Here is a 20428-nt window from a genome sequence, read left to right as displayed (position 1 = left end):
TGAGGGGGATTTTATCACATCACATACCCCAGTATGTAAATCACCAACTCCGTGGAATTATTCCCAGCCACATATGCCTGCCACAACAGTGTCCTATCCGTTGCCACCGGCATCAGGACCGAGCCGCCGTTAGATACCCCCGGAGCGTTAGCAGGCGGAGCCATGACCTGCAAGGCATACTCCGCGCCCAACTGCCTAAAAATATAGGCCATCATCCCGCCGTTGGCATAACTCTGGTTGATGACTGCGATTGACACAATGACGCCTTTGGTGCCTACCGGGATAATTGTGGAAAGGTCAACGCTGGCCGGTTGGGTCGTGGCAATAATCCCGCCTTGGTCCAGCGCGGTCTGTGGCGTTGGGAACATGGTCAGCGTGTCCCCGCCGCCCACGCCCGGGGCTAATTTTTCGGCGGTTACTGCCCCATTAGCGATTTTCTCGGTCAGGATTTCGCCATTGATAATCTTTTCCCGATTGATGCTGTTGGAGGCAATCTGGGTATAGCCGATGTCGTAATCCTTGATTTTCGCCCCGGTTACGGCCTGGTCTTTTATCTTGGCCGTCTCAACGGCGTTCGCTGCTATTTTTTCTGCGGTCACAGCGCTTCCTGCGAGGCGGTCAGCCGATACTGCGCCTACTGCTATTTCTTCGGTCGTCACAGCGGGCGTAATCGGCCGGGCCACAGACGGCGGTGTGAATGAGAGTTTAGCCGGAGTCACCGCCCCATTGGCTATCTTCTGTGTTGTCACGGCGTTGCTGGCCAGTTTCTCGGTCGTGACGCCCCGGTCTTGCAACCGTGAGGTGGTTACAGCCAACTCCCCTATCTTTCCGGTCGTGACCGCGCCGGATGCGATTTTCTCTTCGGTCACCGCGCTATTGGCAATCTTTGCCGTAGTCACGCTTCTGTCCTGCAATTCGCTCGGACCCACGGCCTTAGCCGTGATATGCTCGGCCTTGACCGCGCCCTCGCGTAATTTAGCCGAGTTCACTGCCCCATCCTCTATCTTGGATGTGGTCACCGCATTATTGGCGATGTTCTCGGTTTTTACTTCGCTTGGTTTTAACATAAAAAACCTTTCTAATCCCCCTTTACCCCCCTTTGCAAAAGGGGGGCTGGGGGGATTTTTTACTCCCGGCAAATACTGCCGGGACTAAGACCCAGTAAAGCTCCTGCGTCGCTAACTGGCTCTAAGCGACAATCACGCTGATGGCGTTGGTCCAGTCCCCTTCCTGCCTGGGCCGGTGGTTATTGACCCACCTGAAGAATCCGTAAAAACGTTTCCCGGCATTCTTGGCCCCGGCCTTGATGGTGAACCTGGCCCGGCTGGAGCTATCGCCCTTGGGGCAGTCCTCCGGGTCGCTGGGCGCCACGTCTCCGGTCTCGAGCAAAATGTAGCGGTATTCCACCACATTGGCATCCGGATGCATGCTGGGCAGGGTCTTATCCTCGGTGACCTTGCACCAGACCTTGATAGTGCCGCCGCCGACGCCGGCTACCTTCACAGAAGGCACATCGTCAATCGGCCCGCCCGGTGACGGCTCCAGGTCGCGCTCCCGTCCGCCCAGAATCATCTTCTGTTCAGCCGGTATGGCGCTGTTGTTGGCAATCCACTCATTGTGGAATTCCCGCAACTCCTTTTCATAGACCCGGCGCTTGTCCCGATGCGCGGCCACGTCTGCCCTGGTTCGGACGTTCAGTTGCTGGATTTTCAGGTAAAGCGGCTCATATTCCGCCCGGCGGGCCACTAATGCGGCCACCGCTGCCAGCGGCAGACCCCAGAGCACCTTGTTGGCATCAGCCAGAGTAACATAAGTACCCTGCAGGCCATAGAACTTGGCGTCGCTTAGATGTATTCTGCCAAATGGACTAGTGATTTTCATATAAACCTCACAATCTAACAGGTTATCACCGTAAAGTTAGTGGCATAACCTTAATATACCATGATTCTCGAGCCGAAACTCATGATTCCCGAGCCGAAACTCATGATTCCCGAGCTGAAACTCATGATTCCCGAGTCGAAACTCATGATTCCCGAGCCGAAACTCACGATTCCCGAGCCGAGACTCACGATTCCCAAGCCGAAACTCATGATTCCCGAGCCGAAACTCATGATTCCTGAGCCGAAACCAACGGGTTTCAGCCCGAAAACTAAGGAACGTGACCGGTATACCTCTTGTGGCTTGCGCTATTGAAACTGCAATCTTGCGCGAACATAAAACCATCCCTCTTACTCGCTGTTAGAGTTTACTCGTTACAGCGAGTTAGACCCGCCTCTGGCGGGAATACTGCCCTATTCAAGGGCTTATCGTGGGGTAAGTCGCGGCGCGTCCGCTGTGTCAAGCGCAGTAGGCGTGCGGTTGGGCTTGCACCGATTTTAACACCATCTGTCATTCCTGCGAACTCTACTGAGACCGCGTTAGCGAAAGCAGGAATCCAGTTGGGTCCATTCATCCGGGCAGGCCCGGCCCGCCCGGCACTGATATTACAAGCAATTCCTGTGCCAAAACAAGGGGTTTACGGAATAAATCCGGACTGATGCCCTAAACCCCTTATAAATCAAGGGATAGCGGAGACAGGTTCTGAATCCGGCCATGCAGGCCGGATTCCGGGCATCGTGGGAAGTGACAAAAAGTGTCAGAAAGTGACAAAAATTGTCACTTTTTGACAAAAAATGGTCGGAACTCTAGTGAGACCGCGCCCGCGCAGTAAGACTCGTAGAGACTACGCAGCGAAAGTGGCTTAGATACTGGGTTTCCCAGGGTCGGGACTGCCCGTTTACCCCGCCGTAGGCGGGGCCGCTGGAGGGGCCTGTCCCGGATTACCGGATTACGAGCCCAAAGAGGCGCGGCCCGCCCAACGAAGTTGGGTGGCAGATTCCGTGTCCCGCCGGTTAGGTTCTGTAATTAAATCCCTTTTTCTTACAGAGTTTAATGCAGGCGTCAACCACCGCAGGGTCGTAACGGATTCCGCGGTAGCTGGCGAGTTCTTTTAACGCCTGATTCATCGTCAACGGTTTGTGATAAGCGCGCCGGGAAGTCATCGCATCAAGCGCATCCGCCGCCGAAAGTATCCGCGCCTCCAGTGGAATCTGTTTGCCCGACACGCCCCGCGGATACCCCGAGCCGTCAAACCACTCGTGGTGCTGGTAGATTATTTCAGCCACCGGCCAGGGGAATTCTATGAGTTTCAGGATGTCATAAGCCACCTGCGGATGGGTTTTGATGAGCCCCATCTCCTTTTTAGTCAGATGCCCGCATTTATCCAAGACCTCGGGCGGGATATATATCTTGCTGATATCGTGGAGCCGGCAAGCCACCTGGATGCCTTTAATCCGTTCCGGCGATAGTTTCATCTGGCGGCCGATGGATTGGGCAATTCGTGAGGTTCGTTCCTGATGCGCCGCGGTTGCCGGGTCTTTGGTCCGCACCAACTTGACCATCCCGTAAATGATGCTTTTGGTAACCTCCTGCAATTTCCGGTAAGCCCGTTTTAAATCCGTCTCAGCCCGTCTGCGGGCAGTTACATCGTGGAATATATCCACCATCAGGTCCACCTTTTCACCCTCTCCAAAAACAGGGAAGCTGTAGGTTTCTTCTATCAGCCGGTTGCCAGAGCTATCACGATGGATATGCTCGGTGGTTACCGTCCGGCCTGTCTTAAACACTTCTGTATGAGGGCACACCAGTCCCGGCTCTACATTCTGGCAGGGTTTTTCATAACCGCGGCTGACTTTATAGCATGGTAATCCGATGACTTTATCGCGGGTGGTCTGATACAATTTCAGCAGTTGGTCATTAACATCCTTGATGAGATAATTGCGGTCTGTGACCATAATGCTTTCCGCCATTCCGTTTACAATATTGCTCAGGTAATCGGTCAATCTACGCAGGGCATCCTCGGCTTGTCTCTGGTCGGTTAGGTCATGGAACAGAGCGGCCATTAATTGTATTTTCCCGGAACTGTCATAAATCGGGAAGGTGTACATCTCCACGAAAATTTTCTTGCCTTCCGGGGTAAAATGGGTATGTTCGGTGCGCACGGGCTGGCCATTCTTGATGACAATGTTTATCGGGCAGTGAGCGGACGGGTTCAGAACACAGTGTTTATCGGGATGGGGGTTGATTTCATAACAATGGCGGCCGATGACGTCTTTGCGCCGGGCGTTGGTCATAGTGAGAAAGGCGGTGTTAACATCACAAATGATGCCCTGTGGGTCAGCCAGCATCATTCCATCCCGGATATGATTCAGAACATACTTGAAATAACTGCGCGTGCCGGTGAGTCCTCTTCGGGAACAATCCGGATGCGTGGATTTAATCATAAGATTTATTCCGGTTCTGGGTTCTATCTATCACAAAACATCAGCCGAGACGCAGTTACGGCCTGATTTTTTGCTCCGGTACATCAGCGCATCGGACCGTTTTATCAGCCCGTCCACCGTATCGGTGGTCTTGCCCATGGTTACGCCGAGCGAGATGGTGGCTTTGATATTGCGCATCCGGACAAAGAATTTATTCTGTTCGATGTCCCGGCGCAGCCGGTTGGCCACGGCCTGGAGCGAATCCTGGTTAACCCCCGGAACGGTGGCAATAAATTCCTCCCCGCCCCAGCGGCACACCCCGTCATAGGGCCTTAAATTGCGCCGGATGGACCCGGCCATCATCTTCAAGACCTCGTCGCCGATATTGTGGCCGTAGGCATCGTTGATTTTCTTGAAATGGTCCAGGTCGATAAACATTACGCCGAATTTCCAGGAATAGCGGGAGTATTTCTCAATCCGGCGCTGGACGTTCATTTCCAAGTAGCGCCGGTTGCCGATGCCGGTTAAGGGGTCGATATAAGCCATCTGTTCCTGTTCGGTGGCATATCGGATGCCGGCCATCCGGTAGGGATTAACGCAGGCCATCCCAGCCGCGCCGATAATCTGGTTATGGCAGTTTTTCAGTGGCGCGGCCCGCAGGGAAACGGGGACCTGGAAACCGTCTTTATGGCGCAGATATAATTCCTTTTCATCGGAGCATCCGTATTTTATGGAATTCAGCAGGATGCACTGCTTGCGGTTGCAGGGATGGTCTCCGCTCCGGTCATAATAGAAGAATTTCTTGCTTTCGCAGGGGTGTGCGGCCATCTCCCGGGATTTTATGCCGCTAATCTTTTCCATAGACCGGTTCCAATACCGGATTTTCATATTATTATCTATAACATAGACGCCGTTGGCGATGTTGTCTAAAATACTCGTTGACAAATGACTGGTGATATGCATATATCCCTCCTCGCTTCTCCTTAATCCGGTCGGCTAAAAACGGCGTAATTTCATAAACCGCTCAAACGACCGGTCCGGGGTTTTCCCCGCGGAAATCACCGCCTCTTCTTTAGGGAAAAAACAGGCCGGCAATTCATCATTCGTCCGGTGATAATGCAGGCATTCACAGCACCTGCCCTTCCGGTGACAGAGCGGAAACGAACAATTACAGTAGTCCAGATTGGTTTTAAGGTTAGGGCATTCCGGGCGCCCGGCCGGAGCCGGGAACGGTTCTGCGCTGACCTCAAAGAGTTGGCTGCAATCTAACAGGTCAAGCATCTGCCGGACCCTGGGGGCCGGGTTGAGCATGGCCATTCGCCCGCCGTTTTCCCGGGTGATAATGCCGGCACCCAGGAAAATATGCGCCCCGGCGCAGTTCAGGCTTTCTACATCAGACATATCGACTACAATATTACAAACTCCGTAATCAATCAGGTTGTTAAAGGTATTGGTCAGTTTCCGGTACGAATAGGCGTCCACCGCGCCCTGGAGCTGGATTCTGACGCCGCCATCCGGCATCTTCTCGGTGCCAATCCATAATTCACGCATAAATAGGCTCCTTTCTCATCACCTGGTCGTATCCGCTAACATGATGGTTTCCTTTATGGTCTTAAAAAGCGTTGTTAGTTGATACGGCTTCGGAATAAAAGGCAGATTGCGTTTCTTTACCTCATCGCTGTATTCTGATTTATCCAGATAGCCGCTGCTGAGAATAATAGACAACCCTGGTCTCCGCCTTGATAATTCATCCGTCAATTCAATTCCGTTGGTATCAGGCAGAATGATATCGCTCAGGACCAGGTGAAACCCACCTTTGGTCCGGCCAAATATCTCCCGTGCCTCCGAACCGGTCGCCGCCCGCGACACGGTATAGCCGATTTTAGTCAGTGCCCGGGCCACCATCTCCTGGATTGCCATGTTATCTTCAACCACGAGGATTCGCTCCCCATTGCCCCTGATGTTCTCAAGAACAATAGTCTTGGTATCTGTTTTGGGCTTTACCTTCTCGCCTGAAACCGGCAGGTATATCCTGAAAATCGCGCCCTGGCCGGGTTCGCTATAAACGTTTATCCATCCTTCGTGCCGCTTGACAATCCCGTAAACTACGGCCAGCCCCAGACCGGTGCCCTTACCTGCCGTCTTTGTGGTAAAGAATGGCTCAAAGATGCGCGCCACAGTATTCTTATCCATTCCGATGCCGGTATCGCTGATAGACAAACAGATAAAGTTACCGGGGCGCGATTCCTGATGGAATTTGCTGTACTCTTCGTCTATGGTTATATCTTCTGTTGTGATGGTTATTTTACCGCCCTGGGGCATGGCATCATGGGCATTGACCGCCAGATTCATCAAAACCTGTTCAATGTTTCCGGCATCGGCCTTAATGATACTGACATCAGGGTTGAGTTTGGTCTCAATTCTGATATTCTCGCCGATTAACCGGGCGAGCATCTTGAGCATATTATTGACGGCCTCGTTCAGGTTGAGGGGCTGGAGTTCAACGTTGCTTTTCCGGCTGAAGAGCAGGAGTTGCCGGGTGAGATTAGCGCCCCGGTCCGTTGAGGCCACAATATGCTTAAGATATTCATAGAGCGGATTAGTCTTGTCAATATCCATCAAAGCCAGTTCGGCAAACCCCTTAACTGCGCCCAGGATATTATTAAAGTCGTGCGCCACCCCGCCGGCCAGCCCGCCGATGCTTTCCATCTTCTGCGCCTGATAAAGTTGTTTCTGAATCATTTGTTCTTTCTCGGCCATCTGTTTCCGCTGGAATATGGAACCTAATTGAAGGGCGACACTTGAAACCATTTCTACCAGACGTTTGTCTTCTGGTAATGATTCAGATGCGCAGAAAACCAAAACAGCCAGCGCCTTTTCTCCGTTGATAATCGGAATACCAAAGCAGGCCTTTAGGCCGGCTTCCTGGGCGGCTTTGTTTCGGAGGAATACTGTATCAGAAACGGCAGAAATATCCGGAATCCATTCATAACGTCCGGACGACCAAACCCGGCCGGGCAACCCGGTATTAAACCGAAAATCTGTTGATTCGGTAACCTGCCTGAATTTGCTTATTTTCAGATCATCGGCACAATGACTGGAGAGACATCTCAGGGTTTTATTATCCCGGTCAGGCACCCAGACCTCGCCGTAGTCCCAGCCAATGGTTTCAGATACCGTCTTAGTGGTAATCCTTAGAGCGGACTCAAAGTCATCCGAAAGAGTAATTGCCTTAACCAATGCCAGCAGGTTGAATTTTTGTTCCGCCTCTTTTCCGGTTAATGATTCCTGATATTGTTTTAAGGGACGAAACATCAGGAAGTAGCCAACGGGAAAAAGAATAGCGGTCAGCAGCGCCGAATCAAGAACGCCTTCGGTTCGCGGGGAAAGTAACGGCTGTAAAAAAGAGAGTCCATACATTATTAACCCTTCAACAATAAACACTAAGGCCAGAGTCGCCAGAAACAGGAGCAGCGGCCTGCGGGACAACGCTAACGTTAATGGCTTCATAATAATAAAATATCACTCCAACCGATTAAAACAAAATGGCAGCGCAAAACTATTTATTAAATTAGAATCGTTTACACCGGGCAAAACGAACGTGTATCTTGTAATAGAATAATGCCCTGCACCCCTTCCCGAAATAATCGGGACTCCCCCGCCCAAAGGCGAGGTCTCGCCAAAGGCGGACGCTGCGGCTCCGTATTATATGGTGGTTTCGTGGGGGGTAGCCACTTTATGGTTGGCAGCGTCTTCGCTAACGCGGTTACTGCGGTGTTCGCTAACGCGGCTACTGCGGTGTTCGCTAACGCGGTCTTAGTAGAGTTCATACCTGACGGTAATATACCAATATTATTATTTTTGTCAAGTGTTATTTAATATCTTTCTCGCTTATTTTGGCACTGCGCCAATGAACGTGATTAGGGGAACCTGCGCTAATTTACACCCCTTGGCACCGGCGGAGCGCTGCGCACCGGGGCAACCGCCCCGCAGGGGCGGGGACTGCCCCGAAATAATCGGGACTCCGCTGCGGCTCCGCACTGTCATTCCGCCCCGCAATAAGTTGCCCCTCTAAGCGGGAGGCACTGCGGTGCTCCGGGACTACACTGTCGTTTCGCCGGCTAATTGTTCCAGGAAAACGCGTAGACATAGCCGAATTTGTCCGTGTATATCATCCGCATATAACCTGATGCAAAGCCCTGCGCCGGCGGGATGACCGTCATCGGATTGGAAAAACTGGTCATGGTGACCGATATTTTCGGGTCGGTCGGAGCGGAAGGCGGAACGGGCGCGATTTCCATCGTCGAGTCGTGGAGCAACATCCCCAGTTCGGCGGCATCCGGCTGGACCCAGATATCACCGGGCATTTTTTTCCACCATTCAATCTCGATAGAGGTTATCCGGTCGGAGCCGTCAATGTTGAGTTTAACAGTCGGGATAAGGATATGGTAGAGGTTTGAATCAATCCCGTAACTTTTGACGTTGTTAAAGGTATAGGTCTTGGTCAGGGCCGTGCCGCTGATGGGTATGGTTACGACGTAAGTGCCGGCCGGAGGCGCGGCCGGATTGGTGCCCATGCCGCCGCCGGAGTAAAAGCTGATTGATGCCTGGTCACCGGTTATCCAGGCTGGGCCCGAAGGATTGTCGTTCCCGCCGTTTATGTTGGCCGGAGAGGTAAGCGTGCCGCCGGCGGTGAAGTCAAGCGTGGCGTCATACGGTCTCATATGTAAGCCAAAACTATAGCCGTTGTAAGAGATGGGTGACTTGAGGCTGAAGGCGTTGACCGTGTCGGTGAATACGCCCGGGTCAAACTCAAAGTCAATGATAAACGGGAACCACTTGCCTTCCAGGGTATCGAGCAGCCCGTTTTGGTCAACGTCGAGCGAGCCGGCCAGCCGGAGCATCTCGTCATCCATCACTCCAATGGCGCTGGCCAGCGCGGTCGTGATGCCTAAACTATCCAGGATGACCGGTTGCGAGGCGGTGCCGGTGACGACATCCGTTCCGCTCAGAGCTACCGTGCCCAGGTCTATATTTGTAGAGGCGGAATTCAAAGGGAATGAGTCCAGGCCGGTGGCGTCGTCAACCTTGTAAACGCCGATAATAGAGGTGTCGTAAAGAAGCACCAGAAGATAGGGTTTGTCTTTGGCCACGGACAGCGAGAAGGAATTGACGTTTAAGGTGCCTTCGGTAATGGTATAGGTATTCCCCCTTGATGAGATGGCAATGATCCGGTTGACATCCGAGCCGCTTTGAGCATAGGCTTTTTGGGGCGAAAATATCCGGCAGAATCGGTTGAGAATGCTGTTTTCATCAGGCGGCAAACTGACCAGGGTTGTGGCGTCCAGGACGCCGGTGATTTTAACGCCGCCGGAAGACGAGCCGCTATTGCCGCCGCCGCCCCCGCCGCCGCAACCGATGTAATTAAAGGCAATTATAAACGCCACCAGGCCTAGGGCCGCTACTATCATATATGCGCGGTTTTTCGCTGTACGCGGTCTCTGCGAGTTCATATATCCTCCTTTTTGTTTTTGCTGGCATTTTACCAACTTTTCAGGGAAAGACAAGAGAAATATGGAATTCCGGACAGAATTCCGGGGACACCCTAATCCGGTTACCCCCTATCGCAGATTCCTGCCTCCGTCCCGTCTGTCCTGATAGCCATCGGGATGCCACTGCGGTTTTGCCCGCCCGCCGGAGGGCATTGCTTCTTTTATTGGGGGTTCACCAACAGAATAACCGTATTGGCATTTACGATTATCGGATTCTGCTTAGCCCCGAGTTTACCGCCCAGCCAGATGTTGATTCTCACTCCGGTTCCGCCGCCGGTTACCGGCTGTCCGTTTTTGTCGCACAGGGTGAAAATGCGGTCGGCGTTGCCGTCATTGTTAATATCCTCGTACCTGGTTCCGGCTACCGTGATAATGTCATTGCATAATTCGGTTGAGTGCCGAAGAACCGCGGATGAATCATAGACTTCTTTAATCATCCGGCCGATATCAAAGGAATCGGAAATATCGCCGTCCTGGTTATAATCCTTTCGGTCAGTGTTTTCATTAAGGGCATTAAGGCCGGACTTGGCCGGGTCAGGTTCAAATCGATAAGTAATATGCCAGTTTGACTGCGGGTTGTTATTGCTATCATAGGCGCCCCAATAAACCGCCCCGGTAGTCGGATTCAGATAATTCCCGCCGGACCGGATTGGCACCTGTATGGTCAATGAGGCGTAATTATTGGCCGTGGCCGGCGCGCCGGCCGTGATAACCAGGCATTCGCCGATATCATCCCGCATTACATCTATGACACGTCCGGCTTGTGATTCCAGGAAAGAGGTCATCGCCCCTTCGTCAAAGGCCTGCTGGCCGCTTGAAAGAACGTATATCGCCCCGCCGATTACGGCCACCAGGATAGCCACAACAATGACGATTTCAAGTAGGCTGAATCCGGTATTTGGTTTATTATTCATACTTAAATCCCCCGCCCCCCGCCTCGGCGGGGATAACGGCGCAGTAACTCACTGCGTTCGAACTGCCCCTAACCGGCCCGGGCGATTAATTGACAATCTTTTCCGCCGGGAGATATTTTCTAATCTCACGGCTTACCTCATCAGAGTCCAGGATGGGCCAAATCCATAATTCTATCACAACTTTACCATTAACCTCCAGATGCAAATTTACATACCCCGTGTTATTCCTATTTCTATAGAAGACAGCCTTGGATATCTCATTCCAGGCCAGGAATTTATTAATAAGAGCTCCGCTTGCTTTGATGCCTTTGTCATTGATTATATAGGTGTTAAATATCTTCAGATAGAAATAGGTCTGGAGCAGGCCAACACAGACAATGACCATTATTACGACCGCCTTTGCTTTTTCCTGGCCGGGTTTATTAATCTCGGTCCCCGAATAGACCATCCATGCTCCAAAGCACATTATGCAAATCGGTAATACGATAAGTATGGCTTGCGCCACAACACCCGGCTTTAATATTTTCTCATCCATATATTTACTCCCCCGCCCTCCCGCTCGGCACTTGATATTAGTCGTGCTTCTGTGCCTTAAGCCATTCGACCATTTCCCTTTTAACCTGTTCCGGATTTAATCCACCGCCGATGAGCCGGGCAAAGGAATACCCTTGGGCGTCTATCAGGTATTCAACCATTTTCCGCCAGACGAAATACCGGAAAGACGCCGAGTCGTTTTGCCCGCCGCTGATTAGCAGCCGGACGCCTTCCGCTTCCGGAAAACTGCTGTCGGCTGAAACATATTCACAATACCCTTCGCTAATCCATCTGGGCAGACGATAATCTTTTATGGTCCCGACCTTTTTCCTAATCATAACATGGACAATCTCGTGGGCCGCCACGGTGTGAAAGGCCCGCTTGTTGTTTTCGGCTCCATACCTGAAGGCCAGATTTTCCCTGACCTCTGCCTGGGCCAGAAAGATATGGTTGGTAAAGCGGGAACTAATCCCGAAACTGCGCCGGGAAACCGGCGAAAATAAGGTAAACATCAATTGGCTGTTGCAGATAAAAATCCGATAGGAGTTCTTTTTGTCCTGCAATTCGCTTTTATCGATGATGGCGTTTATTTTCCTGATTACTTCTCCGGCGTTATCCGGGAACGGCTGGCGCGCATAGAGGGTAATGCCCGCTTCGGATATTGAATAAGAGAATAACACCTGGGGAAACGCCAGCAGGAGCAAATACCCAAAAACCAAAATCGCCACGCCCAATTCGGCCCATCTGAAAATCCGGCCGGCCCGGGTCTTGGGCTTTTCCCGGTTAAGCCCGATTACCTTAATGATAGTTTTAAATACATTCATGGTATTCTCTAGCCGTCTGCCCCGCTCCCGGCTAGGTCTCCGAAAACATCGGGGCTCCGCTGCGGCTGCGCGGGACTGCACTGCGGTTTGACCGCATCGGGTTATTTATTTACCGCCTGCTGTATCGCAAAGATTGGTTGAAAAACAGCCGTGATATACCCTAAAAATATAAGTCCACATAATAGCATCGTAAATATGGACAAGGAAAAATTGACCCACCTCCATTTGCCTTTGGCAAATATCTCCAATAATATGCCGGTCATAAACAGCACACCCAGGAAGATTACCCATAAATACCAATAATGCAAAAATGCTCTGGTTATGAAAGGCAGGTCCATTCCCAGCCCCTTGAAAATTCTTATAAATTGCGGGGTTATTGTAATTAGAATCAGCGACACCAGGATAATAGGCACAAGCTCTAATCCCAATAAAAGGAGGGTAACAAACCTGGGCGGTTCTTTTGTTTTCGGTTGCTTTAATTCGTTGTTTTCCATTTATTAGCCTCCCCCGCCCGCCGGCCCGGGACTATTTTGCTCCCGGATTATCTTTTAACAACGCCTGGACTTCGGCCGGTATTTCCAGTTTGATATCCTTATGATGGTCGGAGAGCGTCGTTGTAATATCCAATGTAATTACCTTATTCGGCGGCAGGAAACTTTTATCTGTATCCGGTGACAGGTATTCAATGGTGCGTTGTGTTTTGCAGAGTTCGCCGCTGTCTTTTGCCACCCAGAATCGATATACGGCCTTTGTGGCATCACCCGTCCCAGGCGGACACCTCTTTTTCTCATCCATTGCTTTAATCAGGCTAAACGCATTTTTAAGGTCTTCCGCATCAATCAATGCCTCTATCTTATGGCATTCAGTCCCGTTAACTGTCTCGGTCCCGGATAATCTTGCGTTCCTGAGGAACTTATCACCATCAACGGTTTTATAGAACGGCGTAAATATTTCGTCCATGGCGTCTGAAAGGTCACCCTTTTCCAGTTCCCATTTTGCAGGTTTTCCATCCCGAGTCTCGCCCCTAACTATCTTGTTGTCCTGCCGGTACACTTCTCTTGCACTTGCATCGGCCTTTTCAATAACAGGAAGCGTGACATTAAAATAGCAGAAATCCGGATTCCGAATGACGCCCTTGGCCTTAAGCGTAACGGAAATTCCCATTATCTCCGGGTCCATAGCCACATCTATAGTAAACCGATATCCCTTTACTGCATCCAGCATTTGGCAGGCATTAAGTGCGATTGCCTTGGCATCATGAGGACTGGATGCGTTGCCGGCGCACCCAACCAATAATAACAGGCACGCCAATAAAATAATTATCTTCTTCATATTTTCCTTTCCGCCGTCCCGAGGCTTTTAATATTGCGCCCCCAGAATTAGGCCGATGATTATAAGCCCCCAGATAATGATTCCCCAGACCAAACAGACAATATGGCCGGCTGACCAGCCGTAATAGTCCGCGCCCGGATTGCGCTTCCGGCTCACGGAATTGATATAACTCTGGACCGGGACAAGGAACAAAAAGGACGGCATAAATATCGATATGAGACTCGCGGCAATACCCGGTAATCTACTCACGAAGTTGGCGCTAATTACCAGTATCACCCAGCCGGTGGCTAATCCTCCGGGTGAAAACCGGGGCGGCAAAACCGCTCGCGCCTCTTTATCCGTATAGATACGATGAAGCAGACCATGGCAAAGAAGATACCAAAGAAACCGCGCCAGAATGGTTTGATTTCCAGTCCCTCCCGCTCCTTGATGTAGCGCCAGTTCTTATATATCCAGTAGAACTCGTATAAACTGAATGATAAAATGGACAGCAGAATCAATCTCGAAATAGGTATATACAAGAATAGCGGTTCCGGTTTCGGTTCGGCCTGATTGTCAACAGCCAGGTATTCATTCATAATTAAATGGCATATTACCACCCGATTGCTGAGTGTCAAGAGATTGTTCCGGGAAATAGCCCCTGCGGAATCTACCCGGGGTACTACTGCCCTATCATAAAATTATTAATAAAAAACTTGACTCAATTTACTGAAATGATATTTGAGGGGTATAATAAATAAGAACCCCGTTATGTGGCGGGGTCTAACGGGCTGGACTGACAGTCCGTAAGAGGATGAAATAAATATGAATATTAAAAGCAAGGGTTTGGGGTTGGCCGGTTGCTTCATGACGTTGCTTTATTTCATTAACCCGGCCGGCGTCTGGGCCCAGGAAATCCCGTCTTCGGAATCATTCCTCAAGAAATATACCCTGACCGAGTCGTTCGAGGTGGGCATGGAATTCGCCTACATGATACCCAACAGCGGCCGGACCAATAACATGGGCAATGCCTATCTGACCCTGACGCATTCCACCAACACCAATTCGTCTTATAAGTTCAAGACCGGGCTGTTAAACGGCGAGTATCTGTTGTATAACCAGAACCTGGGCCGGGTTTATTTCGTTCCGCTCCTGACATCTTTTATTTCTTCCGTTGATATAGAGTGGCTGGAGAATCCCAAGCCCTATTACGGGTTCGGAGTCGGCTATTATTTTTTCGAGAATTTCAAGTCCGCGCAGAGGCAATACCGCAAATACGAGGCGGAAAACACCTATGGCTATCATTTTCTGTTAGGCGGGAAATGGATATCGGAATCGGGAATTCTGATAAGGGGTGAAATGATTTACGAGACTATCAAGCCATTCAGGTTCTTCAACAGCGATTACGGGGTCAACGGCACGCGTAATGTCCGCCGGGTTGATTTCAGCAACATTGGCCTGACGGTAAACGCGGCGCTTTATTTTTAATCCCCAGGTCTGACAGCATCTGCAGGTCATCCGAAACTTCCCGTCCCGGCTGGGTTAAATATCCGCCAATCATCATGCCGGTGGCACCGGCATAGAATATCAGGGCTTGCAGGTCGCGCAGGGTTTTCTCCCGCCCGGCGCAGATTCTGATGTCCGTGTCCGGCAGAATGTAACGGAACAAGGCAATGGTCGTCAGTGCCTCTTTCGGCGAGAGCCGGCGCGCTTTTTCCAATGAGGTGCCTGGGACCGGTAGCAGGAAATTGAGCGGGATGGAATCGACTTTGAGCACTTTCAGGGTCCGGGCCAGGTCAATCCGATCCGTCCAGGTCTCCCCCAACCCGAAGATGCCGCCGCTGCAGACCTTTATCCCGGCTTTCTGGAGCGCCCGGATGGTGGCGATTCGCTCGTCATAGGAATGGGTGGAGCATATTTTCGGGAAAAAACGGCGCGAGGTTTCCAGGTTGTGATGGAATTTCGAGACGCCGGCCTTTTTCAGCCGGGCAATGTCCGGTCCGGCCAGGCGCCCGATGGAAAGGCAGAGATACGGCGCGTTGCGCTTCCTGGGCAGGCGGCCGACCGCCCCGGAAAGGTATTCGACCTCGGCGCCGGATAATTCGTTGCCGCTGGTGACGATGCTGAATCCGTCCGCGCCGGTGCCGGCCGCACTGGAGTAGGCCTTTTTTATCGCCGCCAGACCGACCAGCGGATAGGTTTTTACCCCGGTATGGTGATGGGCCGACTGAGCGCAGAATTTGCAGTCCTCGGAACAGCGGCCGCTCTTGGCGTTGATAATCGAGCAGAGATGGAATTTGCCTTTCAGGAATCGATTCGTGATATTATGCGCCCCGTGCAGCAAATCCCAGAAGGCGACTTGAGACGATGTCAGGTATAATGCCTCCGGGCCGGTCAGCGCCTGGTTGGCCAGGGCCTTGGCGGTAATCAGTTTTAATCTGCGGTTTTCAGGCAACATATGGCTATTGACTATATGTTTTCCGGCTGGCTATCAAGAATTTATGCTATCTTTCCCGGGTGCCCTGGGCCCGGCTTATCCGTTCCAAGCCGGGCGGAAACCAACGCCGCTGATTAGGCGGACATCCATTCGTATTTATGCTGGCGCAATAAAGACTTTAACCGCTTGATCAGATTGGCGAGTATCTGGCTGACCCGCGATTCGGTGATGCCCAGAACCCGGCCGATTTCAGCCATGGTTAGTTCTTCATAATAGTACATTTCCAGCACCAACCGTTCTTTTTTGACGAGGCCGCTTTTGATGTATTCAATGAGCTGCTTGTTGAGCATTGTTTTGTAATCGTCTTCGCTTTTTGCGTCCTCGAACATGTTGGCGGTCGAAACATTCGCATCGTCGTTGTTGTCTTTATAGGCAAAAGACATCATTGAAGTCGGCATGGATTCGCGGACCAGTTTGTTATATTCGTCAATCGGCACCTTAAGGTCCCGGGCGATTTCCATGTCGCTCGGCTTCCGGCAGAGTTTTTTCTGCAGCTGGCGGTGGCTTTTTTCCAGGCGATGCGATTTCATTCTGACCAGGCGGGGAACCCAATCCGCATCCCTGAGCCCGTCTATCATGGAACCGCGGATTCTGGTTACGCAATAGGTTTCAAAGCGCACCCCCCGACTCAGGTTAAACAATTTTATCGCATTGAATAATCCTGAAATCCCCAGGCTGATCAGGTCATCCGTGCCGACAAAGCCTGGCAGATGCAATGACAACCTTTCGGCAATCGTCTTGACGATCGGCATGTAATGCTCCACTAATTTATTGCGCAGGTCTTTCCGGGGGGCCTTTTTGTACCTCTTCCAAAGCGCGGATATCATTTCCGCTTCCACAGGGTTTTTATTCATAAATAACGTCCTTTCCTAATCTCCTCTCGTTATTTATCGCATATAGCTTTATTTTATTCCTTAATGTCCGGTCGGTTATCCCCAAGACGTGGGACGCCTTCTGGACGTTGCCGTCAAAATAAGAAAGCGTGCCTTTTATTGTTTCTTTTTCAATGTCCGAAAGCGGCAGCCCGATAAGGGTATCCATATTGCCCGGCCCGGCGCCGGAACACCGCTCCAGCAACCCGGTGATGTGTTCGGGCATGATGCAGTCATCGGTTAGAAACAGATACGCCCGTTCCATGACGTTAAACAGTTCGCGGACGTTACCGGGCCAGTCATAATTTAACAACAGGTCAACGGCCTTATCGTGGATTCTCTTTGCTGGGCCGGGGTATTTGCCCATATAATCCTGGACCAGTGGAATAATGTCTTCCTTCCGCTCGCGCAGCGGAGGGATGTGAATCGATATGATGTTCAGGCGGTAGTATAAGTCCATCCTGAATTTTTCGTCCTTTAAGATATTGGCGATGTCCTTATTGCAGGTGGAAACGAAACGGACATCTATCTTCTGTGGGAAACTGCTGCCGACCCGCTCAAAGCACTTGTCTTCAACGACCTGGAGCAGTTTTGCCTGGAGCTGGATGTCCAGCTCGTTGATTTCGTCCAGCAGGAATGTGCCGCTGTTGGCGATCTCGAAGCGCCCCAGATGGGTGATTTCCGCGCCGGTAAACGCCCCCTTTTCATGGCCGAACAGCTCGCTTTCGATCAAATGCGGTGAGAGCGCGGCGCAATTGACCTTGACAAAAGGATTGTTTTTGCGGTGGCTCAGGAAATGAATCAGGCGGGCGGTAATCTCTTTGCCGACGCCGGTCTCCCCGGTTACCATTACGGGCAGGTCGGTGCGTGATGCCTTCAGGATGGTTTGATATACCTTTTGCATCACGGCCGAAACGCCGATAACAAAGTGCACGCCGTCTAACTGGAATAACGATTTCATTTTTCTTTATTCAGTATCTTTTTGACTTCCGACAGGGTCCGGTGCCTTTTCAGCAGCTCGATTTTTCTCAGGCGGCTGAAAACATTCTCATCATACAAGCGGTGCCCGCCGGATAAGCGGCTGCTTTCCGAAATCAATCCCATCATGGTATAATTATGAATAGTCTGCCGCGACAATTCCGTTCCCCCCTGTTTCAAATAATGCAGTATCTCCGAAATCCGGTATAGCTTCTTTGGATAATATTTAAATACTTCTTTCATAGCATATATTCCAGAGTATTTTTACAGTATGTAATTTACCGTTTGTAAAGATAATGTCAAGGAAAAAATAAATATTTATTGAAAAAATATCGCCCGGCGCCGGGCCGGGGCCGTCCGCCTGGCAAAACCAGCCAATCGATGGTATGGCGGCGTAAAACAGATGCTATATATAGTAGGCGGGATTTATCGGCGGTTTTGGGTGGTTTTCGTCGGAATTTACGGATTTTCCTGCCCGCCAGGCGGATTTTATTTTTCCGGGGCGATTTCCAGCTGGCTCTCTATTTCCTTGATCAGGCTGCTGACGTTGTCACGCTCTGGTCCGTCCGGAACTAATTGCAGGTAATTCTTGTATTCTTTTACGGCGTTTTGATATTTGCCTTGCGACAGGTAACAGTTGCCCAGTTCATAACAAATGATTGCGTCTATCGAGATGTTTTCCGGCGTGGCCAATTCCCGGGCTTTAAGCAAATTAGCTACTGCGCCATCAATTTGCCTTCCGATCATTTGCAATCGGGCAAAACCCGTATAGGCGGACGGGTTTTTAGGGCTGTATTTTAAGCCTTTCTGGAGGCAGTTATATGACTGGTTATAGTATTTGGATATCGCATCACGATCAGAGTTGAGACTGACCTCCCTTTCATAGAGCACGTAATAAATCAGTCCCAACTGAATATAGGCATCACCAAACTTATCGTCTAACTGAAGGGCTTTCTGGAACGAGACCTCGGCGTTTTCCAGCTTATTCGCTCCTAACCAGTCTAATCCCAAGTTATAGTGCTGAAGCGCTGAAAACCCGATCCGGTCGACGCGGGAATCAGAAGCACAAGAAACGGTGAATAGCAGAAATAAAGAAGCCGTTGTAATAGACCATCGGTGATATTTCATATTAACCCCCCTTGAGCACCTGCTTTACCAATATTTCCGTTGATATTTCGGCCATTGGCTTCTGCAGCGCCTCCCTGACAGACTTCTCCGCGAGATTCCGCTGGTATCCTAATGCCACTAAAGCCAATACCGCTTCGGTGGCGACGGAGCCATTATCATCGGCCTTGGTGACCCCGGTGACATTCCAATCCTTGAAGGAGTCTTTCAATTCGATGATAATCCGTTGGGCGGTTTTAAGTCCCACCCCTTTTATCTTGGATAAGAAATCGGCGTTTTCGGAAACAATTGCGTTTTTTATCTCGCCCACCGAGGAGCCGGAAAGTATTCTTAAGGCCAGCAAGGGGCCGACCCGGGTGACCGAGCACAATAACTGGAAGACCTGCCGCTCCTCGCGGGAAACGAATCCGTACAATTTAAGTTCGCCGGTTGACTGCATGCCGCCCTGCACGATGAGGCTGGTAAAAAGAGTTACTGCCCCTTTCGCCGGCAGCTTTTCATACGTGGAATATGGGATAAATAATTTATAGGCGATGCCGTTGATGTCGATGACGGCCGCAGCCGGGTTCTTTTCCTTAAGCTCGCCGGAAATATATTCTATCATGCCACACAAACCCTGTTACCGCCATATGATTTCGCGCGATACATCGCGTTATCAGCCGTTTTGATCAGTTGTGTCGCCGGCTGAGGCTGGCGAAAATAGGCAACGCCGACACTGGCGGTTATTTCCTTCTTGAATTCGCCCTCTATTTCTTTTCTGATTTTCTCCGCAATCGCGGTCATCGCCGCCTGTTTTTTGCCCAATATCAGGACGATAAATTCATCCCCTCCGTAACGGTAAGCCATGCTTGTTTTGTTAGGCAGCACGGCCAGAATGATTTCCCCCACTTTCTTTAGGACATAATCACCGCCTAGATGCCCTTCTTTATCGTTGAACTCTTTGAATCCGTCCAAATCCATCATGATGCAGCACAGCAATTCATGGATTTTCTGTGATTTTTCAATCATCTTCGGCAGGGAGGTGTTAAAATATCCCCGGTCGTAAAGATTGGTTAATCCGTCCGTAATCGCCAGCTTCTCGAGTTTCTTTTCCATTTCCTTACGCCGTCTGATATCTTTAGCAATCCCGATCGTTCCGGCTACCTTGCCTCGTTCGTCATAAATATATGCCACGCTGGTGGAGATATAAATTACCCGGCCCGATTTATTCTTGAGTCTGGTTTCATAATCAGTAACCTGTCCCTTGCGCTGAAGCAGGTTAATCAGCTTGTAACGGTCGCGCGGGTTGTAATATAAATCGGCCACCGGTTTGCCGGTAACTTCAGTGCGCGCATATCCCAGCAATTTCTCTGCTCCCTTGTTGAACTCTACAATTCGGCCCCGGCTGTCGCCGCAGACAATCACGTCAGGCGAGAAATTAAGGATGTTTTCCAAATAGCGCAAGCGCTCGGCTGGTTTTGTGGTCGTGCTCCAAGCGTTAGGCGTAAAGGAAGTATTGATATTGGCCTCTGGCATATATT

General features: G+C 50.9%; 23 protein-coding genes. 2 read left to right on the top strand and 21 right to left on the bottom strand.

Annotation, left to right across the window (positions count from 1 at the left end; genetic code table 11):
* Positions 1-14: 14 nt before the first annotated feature.
* Both HZA49_00795 and HZA49_00790 read right to left on the bottom strand, forming a co-directional pair.
* Positions 15-1067 carry a hypothetical protein gene (locus HZA49_00795; GenBank protein ID MBI5777979.1) on the bottom strand — a complete coding sequence of 351 codons (1053 nt, stop codon included), beginning with the start codon at positions 1065-1067 and terminating at the stop codon, positions 15-17.
* Between the two features lie 121 nt (positions 1068-1188).
* On the bottom strand, positions 1189-1881 hold the full coding sequence (locus HZA49_00790) for a hypothetical protein (protein ID MBI5777978.1): 693 nt from the start codon (positions 1879-1881) through the stop codon (positions 1189-1191).
* 60 nt (positions 1882-1941) lie between these two features.
* Here HZA49_00790 and HZA49_00785 point away from each other — a divergent pair, with 60 nt between their 5' ends.
* Entirely contained in the window at positions 1942-2193 is a 252-nt protein-coding gene (locus tag HZA49_00785; GenBank protein ID MBI5777977.1) for a hypothetical protein, read from the top strand.
* 698 nt (positions 2194-2891) lie between these two features.
* On the opposite strand, the gene HZA49_00780 is transcribed toward HZA49_00785, so the two are convergent.
* The 12 genes from HZA49_00780 to HZA49_00725 form a co-directional block, all read right to left on the bottom strand.
* The gene (locus HZA49_00780) at positions 2892-4322 is read right to left on the bottom strand and encodes a PAS domain-containing protein (GenBank protein ID MBI5777976.1); all 1431 of its coding nucleotides are present in this window, start codon (positions 4320-4322) and stop codon (positions 2892-2894) included.
* Between the two features lie 30 nt (positions 4323-4352).
* Positions 4353-5264: a sensor domain-containing diguanylate cyclase gene (locus HZA49_00775; protein MBI5777975.1), complete on the bottom strand. Its 912-nt coding sequence runs from the start codon at positions 5262-5264 to the stop codon at positions 4353-4355.
* A gap of 33 nt (positions 5265-5297) precedes the next feature.
* Positions 5298-5852 carry an STAS domain-containing protein gene (locus HZA49_00770; GenBank protein MBI5777974.1) on the bottom strand — a complete coding sequence of 185 codons (555 nt, stop codon included), beginning with the start codon at positions 5850-5852 and terminating at the stop codon, positions 5298-5300.
* Between the two features lie 18 nt (positions 5853-5870).
* On the bottom strand, positions 5871-7811 hold the full coding sequence (locus HZA49_00765; protein ID MBI5777973.1) for a response regulator: 1941 nt from the start codon (positions 7809-7811) through the stop codon (positions 5871-5873).
* A gap of 611 nt (positions 7812-8422) precedes the next feature.
* Entirely contained in the window at positions 8423-9814 is a 1392-nt protein-coding gene (locus HZA49_00760) for a hypothetical protein (protein MBI5777972.1), read from the bottom strand.
* A gap of 200 nt (positions 9815-10014) precedes the next feature.
* Positions 10015-10767 carry a prepilin-type N-terminal cleavage/methylation domain-containing protein gene (locus tag HZA49_00755; GenBank protein ID MBI5777971.1) on the bottom strand — a complete coding sequence of 251 codons (753 nt, stop codon included), beginning with the start codon at positions 10765-10767 and terminating at the stop codon, positions 10015-10017.
* 85 nt (positions 10768-10852) lie between these two features.
* Positions 10853-11302, bottom strand: coding sequence for a hypothetical protein (locus tag HZA49_00750; GenBank protein ID MBI5777970.1), 450 nt, complete (start codon positions 11300-11302; stop codon positions 10853-10855).
* Positions 11303-11339: 37 nt separating this feature from the next.
* Positions 11340-12125, bottom strand: a complete 786-nt coding sequence (locus HZA49_00745) for a hypothetical protein (GenBank protein ID MBI5777969.1) — start codon at positions 12123-12125, stop codon at positions 11340-11342.
* Positions 12126-12226: 101 nt separating this feature from the next.
* Complete coding sequence (locus tag HZA49_00740; GenBank protein ID MBI5777968.1) at positions 12227-12619, bottom strand: hypothetical protein; 393 nt, start codon at positions 12617-12619, stop codon at positions 12227-12229.
* Positions 12620-12650: 31 nt separating this feature from the next.
* Positions 12651-13457, bottom strand: a complete 807-nt coding sequence (locus tag HZA49_00735; GenBank protein MBI5777967.1) for a hypothetical protein — start codon at positions 13455-13457, stop codon at positions 12651-12653.
* A 27-nt stretch (positions 13458-13484) separates the two neighbouring features.
* Positions 13485-13661 carry a hypothetical protein gene (locus HZA49_00730; protein ID MBI5777966.1) on the bottom strand — a complete coding sequence of 59 codons (177 nt, stop codon included), beginning with the start codon at positions 13659-13661 and terminating at the stop codon, positions 13485-13487.
* A gap of 83 nt (positions 13662-13744) precedes the next feature.
* Positions 13745-14035: a hypothetical protein gene (locus HZA49_00725; GenBank protein ID MBI5777965.1), complete on the bottom strand. Its 291-nt coding sequence runs from the start codon at positions 14033-14035 to the stop codon at positions 13745-13747.
* A 226-nt stretch (positions 14036-14261) separates the two neighbouring features.
* Between HZA49_00725 and HZA49_00720 the strand changes: the two genes are divergently transcribed.
* Positions 14262-14924 (top strand): hypothetical protein, encoded by a 663-nt coding sequence (locus HZA49_00720; protein ID MBI5777964.1) that lies wholly within the window; start codon positions 14262-14264, stop codon positions 14922-14924.
* Here the strand turns inward: HZA49_00720 and bioB are convergent.
* The 7 genes from bioB to HZA49_00685 all read right to left on the bottom strand — a co-directional run bounded on the left by bioB (position 14881) and on the right by HZA49_00685 (position 20423).
* A complete protein-coding gene (gene bioB, locus HZA49_00715) occupies positions 14881-15894 on the bottom strand; it encodes a biotin synthase BioB (GenBank protein ID MBI5777963.1) in 1014 nt (337 codons plus the stop codon). The two genes, HZA49_00720 and bioB, sit on opposite strands and share 44 nt — an antisense overlap.
* 113 nt (positions 15895-16007) lie before the next feature.
* Positions 16008-16787 carry a FliA/WhiG family RNA polymerase sigma factor gene (locus HZA49_00710; GenBank protein MBI5777962.1) on the bottom strand — a complete coding sequence of 260 codons (780 nt, stop codon included), beginning with the start codon at positions 16785-16787 and terminating at the stop codon, positions 16008-16010.
* Positions 16780-17766: a sigma-54-dependent Fis family transcriptional regulator gene (locus HZA49_00705; GenBank protein MBI5777961.1), complete on the bottom strand. Its 987-nt coding sequence runs from the start codon at positions 17764-17766 to the stop codon at positions 16780-16782. Before HZA49_00705 ends, HZA49_00710 begins: the two co-directional genes overlap by 8 nt.
* Positions 17763-18026: a MerR family transcriptional regulator gene (locus tag HZA49_00700; GenBank protein MBI5777960.1), complete on the bottom strand. Its 264-nt coding sequence runs from the start codon at positions 18024-18026 to the stop codon at positions 17763-17765. Before HZA49_00700 ends, HZA49_00705 begins: the two co-directional genes overlap by 4 nt.
* Before the next feature lie 246 nt (positions 18027-18272).
* Positions 18273-18911, bottom strand: coding sequence for a tetratricopeptide repeat protein (locus HZA49_00695; protein ID MBI5777959.1), 639 nt, complete (start codon positions 18909-18911; stop codon positions 18273-18275).
* Between the two features lies 1 nt (position 18912).
* Positions 18913-19512 (bottom strand): Holliday junction branch migration protein RuvA, encoded by a 600-nt coding sequence (gene ruvA, locus HZA49_00690; protein MBI5777958.1) that lies wholly within the window; start codon positions 19510-19512, stop codon positions 18913-18915.
* Positions 19509-20423, bottom strand: coding sequence for a diguanylate cyclase (locus HZA49_00685; GenBank protein ID MBI5777957.1), 915 nt, complete (start codon positions 20421-20423; stop codon positions 19509-19511). Before HZA49_00685 ends, ruvA begins: the two co-directional genes overlap by 4 nt.
* Between the last annotated feature and the right edge of the window lie 5 nt (positions 20424-20428).

The sequence above is a fragment of the Planctomycetota bacterium genome (assembly GCA_016235865.1).
Taxonomy (GTDB): Bacteria; Planctomycetota; MHYJ01; order JACQXL01; family JACQXL01; genus JACRIK01.
The sequence above is the reverse complement of the archived record's forward strand: the minus strand, read 5'-3'. Positions and strand labels throughout refer to the sequence as shown.

Excerpts from the sequence above, each read along its gene's own strand:
- HZA49_00795 (MBI5777979.1), bottom strand. The coding sequence starts at position 1,067 with ATGTTAAAACCAAGCGAAGTAAAAACCGAGAACATCGCCAATAATGCG.
- HZA49_00790 (MBI5777978.1), bottom strand. The coding sequence starts at position 1,881 with ATGAAAATCACTAGTCCATTTGGCAGAATACATCTAAGCGACGCCAAG.
- HZA49_00785 (MBI5777977.1), top strand. The coding sequence starts at position 1,942 with ATGATTCTCGAGCCGAAACTCATGATTCCCGAGCCGAAACTCATGATT.
- HZA49_00780 (MBI5777976.1), bottom strand. The coding sequence starts at position 4,322 with ATGATTAAATCCACGCATCCGGATTGTTCCCGAAGAGGACTCACCGGC.
- HZA49_00775 (MBI5777975.1), bottom strand. The coding sequence starts at position 5,264 with ATGCATATCACCAGTCATTTGTCAACGAGTATTTTAGACAACATCGCC.
- HZA49_00770 (MBI5777974.1), bottom strand. The coding sequence starts at position 5,852 with ATGCGTGAATTATGGATTGGCACCGAGAAGATGCCGGATGGCGGCGTC.
- HZA49_00765 (MBI5777973.1), bottom strand. The coding sequence starts at position 7,811 with ATGAAGCCATTAACGTTAGCGTTGTCCCGCAGGCCGCTGCTCCTGTTT.
- HZA49_00760 (MBI5777972.1), bottom strand. The coding sequence starts at position 9,814 with ATGAACTCGCAGAGACCGCGTACAGCGAAAAACCGCGCATATATGATA.
- HZA49_00755 (MBI5777971.1), bottom strand. The coding sequence starts at position 10,767 with ATGAATAATAAACCAAATACCGGATTCAGCCTACTTGAAATCGTCATT.
- HZA49_00750 (MBI5777970.1), bottom strand. The coding sequence starts at position 11,302 with ATGGATGAGAAAATATTAAAGCCGGGTGTTGTGGCGCAAGCCATACTT.
- HZA49_00745 (MBI5777969.1), bottom strand. The coding sequence starts at position 12,125 with ATGAATGTATTTAAAACTATCATTAAGGTAATCGGGCTTAACCGGGAA.
- HZA49_00740 (MBI5777968.1), bottom strand. The coding sequence starts at position 12,619 with ATGGAAAACAACGAATTAAAGCAACCGAAAACAAAAGAACCGCCCAGG.
- HZA49_00735 (MBI5777967.1), bottom strand. The coding sequence starts at position 13,457 with ATGAAGAAGATAATTATTTTATTGGCGTGCCTGTTATTATTGGTTGGG.
- HZA49_00730 (MBI5777966.1), bottom strand. The coding sequence starts at position 13,661 with ATGCCGTCCTTTTTGTTCCTTGTCCCGGTCCAGAGTTATATCAATTCC.
- HZA49_00725 (MBI5777965.1), bottom strand. The coding sequence starts at position 14,035 with ATGAATGAATACCTGGCTGTTGACAATCAGGCCGAACCGAAACCGGAA.
- HZA49_00720 (MBI5777964.1), top strand. The coding sequence starts at position 14,262 with ATGAATATTAAAAGCAAGGGTTTGGGGTTGGCCGGTTGCTTCATGACG.
- bioB (MBI5777963.1), bottom strand. The coding sequence starts at position 15,894 with ATGTTGCCTGAAAACCGCAGATTAAAACTGATTACCGCCAAGGCCCTG.
- HZA49_00710 (MBI5777962.1), bottom strand. The coding sequence starts at position 16,787 with ATGAATAAAAACCCTGTGGAAGCGGAAATGATATCCGCGCTTTGGAAG.
- HZA49_00705 (MBI5777961.1), bottom strand. The coding sequence starts at position 17,766 with ATGAAATCGTTATTCCAGTTAGACGGCGTGCACTTTGTTATCGGCGTT.
- HZA49_00700 (MBI5777960.1), bottom strand. The coding sequence starts at position 18,026 with ATGAAAGAAGTATTTAAATATTATCCAAAGAAGCTATACCGGATTTCG.
- HZA49_00695 (MBI5777959.1), bottom strand. The coding sequence starts at position 18,911 with ATGAAATATCACCGATGGTCTATTACAACGGCTTCTTTATTTCTGCTA.
- ruvA (MBI5777958.1), bottom strand. The coding sequence starts at position 19,512 with ATGATAGAATATATTTCCGGCGAGCTTAAGGAAAAGAACCCGGCTGCG.
- HZA49_00685 (MBI5777957.1), bottom strand. The coding sequence starts at position 20,423 with ATGCCAGAGGCCAATATCAATACTTCCTTTACGCCTAACGCTTGGAGC.